This window comes from Arcticibacter sp., from assembly GCF_045629565.1.
In the GTDB taxonomy this organism is placed as follows: Bacteria; Bacteroidota; Bacteroidia; order Sphingobacteriales; family Sphingobacteriaceae; genus Arcticibacter.
In genome coordinates, this window is record NZ_JAZQRL010000120.1 from 1 (window position 1) to 7701 (window position 7701).

At 43.1% G+C, this 7701-nt stretch carries 6 protein-coding genes and 1 pseudogene; 4 read left to right on the plus strand and 3 right to left on the minus strand.

The window, feature by feature from the left end; translation table 11 throughout:
* Positions 1 to 225: pseudogene (locus ACKI5J_RS16385) on the plus strand (ABC transporter ATP-binding protein); the annotation flags it as partial.
* 2 nt (positions 226 to 227) lie between these two features.
* Here ACKI5J_RS16385 and ACKI5J_RS16390 read toward each other — a convergent pair.
* From ACKI5J_RS16390 to ACKI5J_RS16400, 3 genes are read right to left on the minus strand one after another with little or no spacing between them, the layout of a single operon-like run.
* On the minus strand, positions 228 to 1118 hold the full coding sequence (locus ACKI5J_RS16390; RefSeq protein ID WP_407430565.1) for a glycosyltransferase family 2 protein: 891 nt from the start codon (positions 1116 to 1118) through the stop codon (positions 228 to 230).
* Positions 1115 to 1909, minus strand: coding sequence for a hypothetical protein (locus ACKI5J_RS16395; protein ID WP_407430566.1), 795 nt, complete (start codon positions 1907 to 1909; stop codon positions 1115 to 1117). Before ACKI5J_RS16395 ends, ACKI5J_RS16390 begins: the two co-directional genes overlap by 4 nt.
* A gap of 42 nt (positions 1910 to 1951) precedes the next feature.
* Positions 1952 to 2941 (minus strand): glycosyltransferase family 2 protein, encoded by a 990-nt coding sequence (locus ACKI5J_RS16400; RefSeq protein ID WP_407430567.1) that lies wholly within the window; start codon positions 2939 to 2941, stop codon positions 1952 to 1954.
* Between the two features lie 249 nt (positions 2942 to 3190).
* Between ACKI5J_RS16400 and ACKI5J_RS16405 the strand changes: the two genes are divergently transcribed.
* Genes ACKI5J_RS16405 through ACKI5J_RS16415 form a run of 3 tightly spaced genes read left to right on the plus strand, consistent with a single transcriptional unit; the run spans position 3191 to position 7557 of the window.
* On the plus strand, positions 3191 to 5587 hold the full coding sequence (locus ACKI5J_RS16405; protein WP_407430568.1) for a glycosyltransferase: 2397 nt from the start codon (positions 3191 to 3193) through the stop codon (positions 5585 to 5587).
* Positions 5587 to 6597, plus strand: a complete 1011-nt coding sequence (locus ACKI5J_RS16410) for a glycosyltransferase (protein WP_407430569.1) — start codon at positions 5587 to 5589, stop codon at positions 6595 to 6597. Before ACKI5J_RS16405 ends, ACKI5J_RS16410 begins: the two co-directional genes overlap by 1 nt.
* 45 nt (positions 6598 to 6642) lie before the next feature.
* Positions 6643 to 7557: a glycosyltransferase family 2 protein gene (locus ACKI5J_RS16415; protein WP_407430570.1), complete on the plus strand. Its 915-nt coding sequence runs from the start codon at positions 6643 to 6645 to the stop codon at positions 7555 to 7557.
* Positions 7558 to 7701 lie beyond the last annotated feature (144 nt).

A 7701-nucleotide genomic window follows, 5' to 3' on the forward strand; every position in this document is an offset into this window, starting at 1 on the left:
GCACTGGACACGGAGTCTGAAAAACTTGTTCAGGAAGCACTCAACAACCTGATGAAGAACAGGACCTCTATCGTCATTGCGCACCGCCTGAGTACCATACAGCATGCGGATACAATTGTTGTGATTGATAAAGGTGAAATTTTGGAGACCGGAACTCATACGGAGCTGATCAACAAAAACGGGATGTATAAGAGATTAATCAATATGCAGACTTTTGCAGAGTAGCATTAGTTGCTGCTCTCTCTCCAGATAAATTTAAGATGAGAAAACAGAGAGCGTCTTCTGGTATAGAATAGTACACGATAGTGTGCGATCATAAAGAAGAACAGGCCAAACGAAAACGACTTTGATGCACTGTCTATATACTTCGCCAAAAGCTTTTCCAGGAATAAACGAATATCCACCGGTGTCCCCGGATGGCTTCTGAACAATTCGTAATGATGGATTCTCAATAACTTAGATGCGACCGCATCCTGCTGGGTAATACTTCTGCCATGTATCCTGTACAACACCAGCTCTTCCGCACTGAAATTGATCCTTCCTGTGCATGCAGCCGTATAGGCCAGCCACCAGTCATAGTAGAAATCTGCAGGCAATGGGGGTACCATCCCGAGCAGTTCTCTTCTAAACAAACAGGCATGACCGGAAACGCAGTTATTTAGCAGTAACAATTTACCGCAGAACCCGGATACAAACCGATGTGTGCTTAACCTGGATTTCCCAAGCTGATTTCCATCTGCATCAATCAGCCCGGAATTATGGTAGCTCAGCAAATTCTCCCCAATCCTGGCGACCATCTTACTTATCTTCTCGGGCATCCAGACATCATCCTGATCAGATATAGCGATAAATGCCCCGGAACAAAGGCTTATTGCTTTGCTGAAATTGGCATTAAAGCCGAGGTTTTTCGCATTACAATACAACTTGACTCTCGGATCCTGTTCCAAAAACTGCTTTACTATGAAGATTGTGTCGTCGGATGAGCCGTCATCAACGACAATGATCTCTATATTTTTATAAGACTGGGCAACAATCGAGGACAACTGCTGCTCCAGATAAGCTGCTCCATTGTAAGTACAAAGTGCAACAGAAACCAGCTCAGACTCTAACATCATCATCTTCTTTTTTTAATCCCGTTTACCATCCTTGTCACAAATAGGGTAAGAAAATTTCCATGCAGCCACCTCAACTTTGATCCCGAAAGAAAGAAAACTGCCGAAGGGCTTTGTATCCATCGGTTTCGAAAAAAGCGATTGTACTTCCTATTGAATTCAATGCAGGATTGTTTAAAGACTTCGTCCCGGTTTCCATAACTTTTATGCGTCAGGTTGAAGTCAATAACGTATGCTGAATAGCCATTTAACTCCGCATGTAAACACAAGTCTGTTGCATACAGATGAAAACTTGAGAGGTCAGCCGACGCGGAAAGTGATGCACTTTTCTTCAAAACGAGGAAATTCTCATCGAGTGCAGAGACTTTCAGCGGAAACTTCCCTTTGCTTTTAAATACATTATCCGGGTAAGAAATATGGTATACAATATGATTGGGGCCGGCCGCTCCTGCATTTCCACAGATCGCCCAGTTTGGATCGAGTTCATCCAGTGCTGCAAGTTTTCTGCGTAAGTCATCGCTGTTATCTTTGTCAACCAATATATCCTGATGACACAAAATAACATACTTGCCTTTTGCATGCGACAAAAACCAGTTGATCCCGGTGTAAGCATCTGTATTGTTCCCTTTCGAATTGTCTATGTAAAGAAATTCACACTCCTGTTCTGTAAAGCCTGCCGCAAGAAATGAAATAACCATTTCGTGGTACTCTTCAACTCTGGTGGTAAGCGTACATATGGAATAGGTAAAGGCTGGAGCGAAATTACTGTTTATCTGTTTTAAGAAATTGAGTTCCATTGTACGATGGCTTTATTGAATGTTAATACGAATTCTGGAAGTCTATTTACCAACTCTAATGATCGGCTGCCCGGCAATGGACGCATTTATCGTCTCCATAACATCTTCCAGCGTGATGGATGAAGCATATTTTGCTTGAAGTGCATTCAGCTTGCTCTTGGATGCGCGGATTCGACTCCCTTTGCTCAAGTAGTCCCGGTAACTTTCCAAAATCCAGAACTTACCGATCATCAACTTGGCCAATACCTCTACAGTCCAGATGTAGGCCGGCAAAATTGTCAACCGTGCCCCACTCAGATGAATTTGCTGAAAAATGAACCTGTTTCTAAAATAGATGGTATTGACAAACCTGGACTTGATGTTTTTCCGGATGCTTCCACTTACCTGATGGTAGCATACTGAAGAATGATCATAGTAACACTTCCAGCCCAGTAGCCATGCCCGGGTACTTAAATCAGAGTCCTCTGAACTGAACGGGGAGAAAATTTCATCAAATCCGCCCAACTCCTTTAGCTTTTTGGTGTCCACAAGAGCATTCGCTCCAGAAAGATACGCTGTATAAGAAAGTTCGTCGGGATTTTGCTTGTAATAGAAGCGGTTTGCTTTGATCCGGCAGCCACTGTAGTACAGTATTCTTGCCGCATCTTCTATCCGTTTCCCATCCTTACTCATGATTCTTCCCATTACACCGAAGGTGTCGCTGAACTGGAAATACTTCCATTGGCTGTCGAAGTAGTCCGGTGTTAACTGCACATCAGAATTAAGCAAAAATGTCAATTCCATTGTAGCCGCGGCTATCCCATGGTTACAGGTTGCAGAAAATCCCTTATTTTGTTTGTTGATCAACAGTTTGACGCCAGGGTATTGAGTGCTTATAAATTTCACACTATCATCCCTGGAACAATCATCAACAATAATCAATTCATAAGTTACACCACCGCTTTTCAAGGCTTTAATTACAGAGGGCAAGTACATTTCTAATAATTTCTTTCCATTGTAATTGGGTATAACTACTGAAACAGTTTTTTTCATCGGGTAAAAATACTTAGAATATATATTCCTTTTGCTATCATCAGCTTAGAGACGAAAGTTTAGTTCACGATCCGGAACTGGCTCCAACCAGCAAATACTGATTTTTGAACATTAACGGCATGGGTCTTTAATCTGCTACATACAACTGCCAAATCGGCTAGAAAAAAAGCCTGGGGATGTAGCGTTTTCGGAAAAAACCAGTTTGGTATGGTAGATGCAGTAGTAAACAGATCTATCAATACAAATTGAATGAATAATAATAAGATTGCAGAGAAGATTGAGGAGGGTAGTACCACGCTTCCAGGCAAGACAATTCTTGTCATCGACGCCTGTCTTCCACAATATGATAAAGATTCTGGTTCAAATCGGATGCTGCATCTGCTCAGGATGTTTAAGCGCCTGGGTTACCAGGTTATATTTTTCCCCGATAACGGCAAGGCGAATGAACCATATTTTACCTTATTGAATGGACTCGGCATTGAGGTTATCTATAGAACGGGTAGATCAGGAACATGGAAGAACGCACTGAAGCAATGCCTGACCCGCGTAGATATCTGCTGGCTAAGCCGTCCCGATCTAAATGAGAAATACAGCTACATTTTTAATATCAATCCAAAGATCAAATGGATCTATGATTCCCTGGACCTACACTATGTCCGGCTGGGCCGCGAAGCAAACCTTCTAGAAGATGCGCACAAGAGAATGAAGGTGCAGAAGCAGGCAAATACTTTTGAAAAGCTGGAAATGTCGCTGGCCAAAACAGCAGATGTAACCATCGCCATAACCGCAACGGAGGAAGAGGAACTGAACAGGCGCGGGGCCAGAAATGTTAAAGTAGTACCGAATATACATGTTTCACAAGCAGGCAGCAACACGTTCGCGCAGCGGGAAGGAATTATGTTTATCGGTGGATTTGCACATCTACCGAATGTGGATGCGGTAATCTGGCTCATAAATGAGATCATGCCCGTCGTGTGGCAGGCCTTACCAGGAACAAAAGTGTATCTCGTCGGGAGCAACCCACCACCGGAGGTTGCCGCTCTTGCCAATGAGCTTGTTATCGTGACCGGCTATATAAATGATGTTAGCTCCTATTTCAACAACTCCCGGCTCTTCGTTGCGCCACTTCGCTATGGTGCAGGGATGAAAGGTAAGATCGGGCAGGCACTGGAATATGCACTTCCAATCGTAAGTACCAAGATCGGAACGGAAGGCATGAATCTCCAAAATGGGATTCATGTCCTCGAAGCAAACACGGTCGGAGCACTTCAGCAAAGTATCCTGGATCTCTATACCAATGAAGAACTTTGGGAAAAACTTCAGGGCAATGCGCTGTCTGCACTGAAGCCACTTTTATATGACCACCAGGAAGAGAACGTAAAAGAGATCCTGAGTTCACTCTACAAACCGTACAAGGTAACCATCATCACAGTTGTACAAAACGCAGAAGCAACACTACAGGATTTGATTGATAGCGTTGCCAAGTATAAGACACCAGAAGTTCAATTCTTGGTGTGGGACGGCCAAAGTACCGATCGTACCCTGCAAATACTGGAACAAAACAGCAATGTCGTTGATCATTATGTGAGTTTACCGGATTCAGGAATCTATGATGCCGTCAATAAGGCCATCCAACTCGCTAACGGTGAATTTTACCTCTTTATGGGCGCCGATGATCTGCTCTCGGAAGGTTTCAGGCAAATGCTTCCCATCCTCAAAGACGTCAAAACAATCTATTACGGCGGTGTGTATAAGGATAGCACCCGTGTATCAAAACCGTATTCTGCATACCAGCTTACAAAGGAGCATATTTGCCATCAGGCGATCATATACCCGCGGGCGGTATTTGAAAAATATACGTACGACACCAGATATCAGGTATTTGCCGACTATCTCCTAAATTTGCAGTGCTGGACTGATCCGGACTTTAAACAGCATTACGAAGACCTGATCATAGCCAAATTCAGTGCCGGTGGCTTTTCCGATATCCACCAGGACGTAAACTTCGCCAGAGACAAGGAAGCCTTGTTCAAGCAGCTCCTGAGCCCCTGGGACTATCTCCGTTATCTCAGACGCAAGTTGGGCTATGGCGGATTGCTATCGGAAGTGCTCGGCGGTTTAAAGCCCTATACCCTTCCAAAAAAAGATTCTGAACGGCTTAGCATCATGTTTGTAAATGAGGATTTCACTACTAACCATCAGGCCATTAATCCGCATAGGACTTATGAGATGATTGAAATGCTTTGCCGCCTGGATTATGAGGTTAGTTTTCTGACACCATATCCGTATTTTCAGAAATTTCAACTCGAAAAACTTCAAACTCTGGGCGTGAAGTTCATAGAGGCGAGCCTGTCACCGTCTAGCCTTGAGCCCTTTCTCGATCAGGTGGAAATAATTTGGTTCCTTGGCTATCAGAACAACCCGCGCTTGGTAAAAAGCATCAAGAAAAAAAGACACATAAAAAGCATATTTGATGTGAGCGGACTACCAACGCCCGAGGAAAGGACCCTTGTTTTGGCTAAGCAATCGCACGTGACAATCACAGAAACACCGGAATGGAAGGCACAGCTGGTCAATCGGAATTTATTTCACGTCTACCAACCCGACATGGCGTCACTGAAAACAATGTTTAACCACCTCAGATAATGCACGACGAACAACTTTCTAAACCGGACCAACCAATAAGGAAAGGGATATCAGTTTTGGTCTGTACCTTCAATGGCTCAAAGAGGCTTCCCCGAACCATTGAACATCTTGCCCAGCAATCCGTTAGAACGGATGTAAAATGGGAGATTATAGTTGTTGATAATGCTTCTACCGACGACACCATTGACGTCGTAAATAAAGAATGGGCAAAATTTCAACCTGTAAATACGAGTCTATCTGTCATCAGCGAACCTAAGGCAGGACGGGTCTATGCCTTAGCGACCGGCGCCAGATCGTGCAAATATGAATATCTAATTAGTTGCGATGACGACAACTGGTTGTCGAGAGACTATGTTCAAAAAACATATGACCTTTTAGAAAGTGACCACCGAATTGGCGCTGTTGGCGGACAATCCTTCGCCGTTTCAAGTTCCGGTATACTACCGGATTGGTTCGACGCGTATAAAGAAGGATACGCAGTTGGTCAACAAGGTGAAGCAAGCGGCGATGTTACCTCAAGAGGATATCTTTTTGGCGCAGGGTTAGGAACAAGAACTAAATTATACAGGGACATATATGCCAATTTCCCCTCACTTCTTGTTGGGCGACAGGGAGAAAAGCTCTCTTCTGGTGAGGACAGTGAATACTGTCAGCGACTGATATTGAAGGGTTACACACTGGTGTATGATAACCACCTTACGTTCAAGCACTACATACCAGAGGAGAGACTTCAAACCGCTTACAGGGACAGTCTTTTTGCGGGGTTTAAGGAAGCAGACCAGATCTTGTTTGACTATTACTTTACAAATAAATTGAGGCAGAAACTTGCAAACAATATCAGCAGTAAGATTCGCCTGTTAATCATTTCCCCATTACGATTATTGTTTGCCAAGTCAGAAGCCAAGCGTAGAGCACAACTTAGAATATTACGGTATTTGCTCAACCTTAAATCTGATGATGACCCCGTCTTTGACGCCATACGGCAATTCGAAAGAATGGAATCTAATTAATCTCTTAATTTAGACGCTTTGAATAATAATTAGAAAGCACATCAAATGTCATTAGTTTCCATCATCGTACCGAATTTCAATCATTCAAAATACCTCGATCAAAGATTGGAGAGCATCCTGGCTCAGACATTTCAGGACTTTGAAATAATCCTGCTAGATGATCAATCCACGGATGGTAGCAGAGAAATATTGAAAAAGTATGCCAGACACCCGAAAGTGACTCATGCTGTTTTTAATGAAAACAACACCGGCAGCCCTTTTTTGCAATGGGAAAAGGGAATTGCACTAGCAAGCGGCGCCTACATCTGGATTGCTGAGAGTGACGACTGGTGCGAACCATCTCTTTTAGAGACCTTAGTGGAACCTTTAATGAAAGATAAAGACTGTGTGATCAGTTACTGTCAATCGATCTGTGTAAATGATCGGAATGACGTAAATTTTCAATCTATGCACAGGCAGCTTTCAGAAACAGTAGAGGGTGAAACTTTCATTAAAGAGTACCTTTCTGTACCTGTCAGGATATTCAACGCAAGCATGGTCGTCTGGAGAAAGGAGAAATATCAATATATCCCCAATGAGTTTACATCCTTTAAGTTCACCGGAGACTGGTTCTTCTGGATATACCTTGCACAACAGGGTAATGTTCACATCAGTGGAAAAGTGCTCAACTACTTCAGAAAACATGACGGAGATGTTAGTGGTAAGGCATATAAATCAGGTCTGAACTTCATCGAAGAATTAAGAATCATCAACCAGATTTACATAGATGGGCTGATCTCCGAAAAAGCATATTACAAAGCATATAAGAAGAAATATGTTGAATATTGGTTTGTCAGAAACCAGATAGACCCTGCAAATAAAACTAAGGTTGAAGCATTGTTCAGCAATTCCCTGTCCACTAAAACCAGTCTGACCAGACTAATCCCAGTCGCCATCTGGAAACAACTTCGGCGGCGATAAAACAAAAAATCCTTACCTGAATAAATCAGGTAAGGATTATATCACTTGAAAGGCCTGCCTAAGCGGCCTTAAGATTACAACTTTCTTTTTACTTCTACCTGCTCGTATGCTTCTACGATATCGCCAACCTCAATGTTATTGAAG

Coding starts and splice junctions, on each gene's coding strand:
- ACKI5J_RS16400 (WP_407430567.1), bottom strand. CDS start 2,941: ATGAAAAAAACTGTTTCAGTAGTTATACCCAATTACAATGGAAAGAAA.
- ACKI5J_RS16395 (WP_407430566.1), bottom strand. CDS start 1,909: ATGGAACTCAATTTCTTAAAACAGATAAACAGTAATTTCGCTCCAGCC.
- ACKI5J_RS16410 (WP_407430569.1), top strand. CDS start 5,587: ATGCACGACGAACAACTTTCTAAACCGGACCAACCAATAAGGAAAGGG.
- ACKI5J_RS16405 (WP_407430568.1), top strand. CDS start 3,191: ATGAATAATAATAAGATTGCAGAGAAGATTGAGGAGGGTAGTACCACG.
- ACKI5J_RS16390 (WP_407430565.1), bottom strand. CDS start 1,118: ATGATGATGTTAGAGTCTGAGCTGGTTTCTGTTGCACTTTGTACTTAC.
- ACKI5J_RS16415 (WP_407430570.1), top strand. CDS start 6,643: ATGTCATTAGTTTCCATCATCGTACCGAATTTCAATCATTCAAAATAC.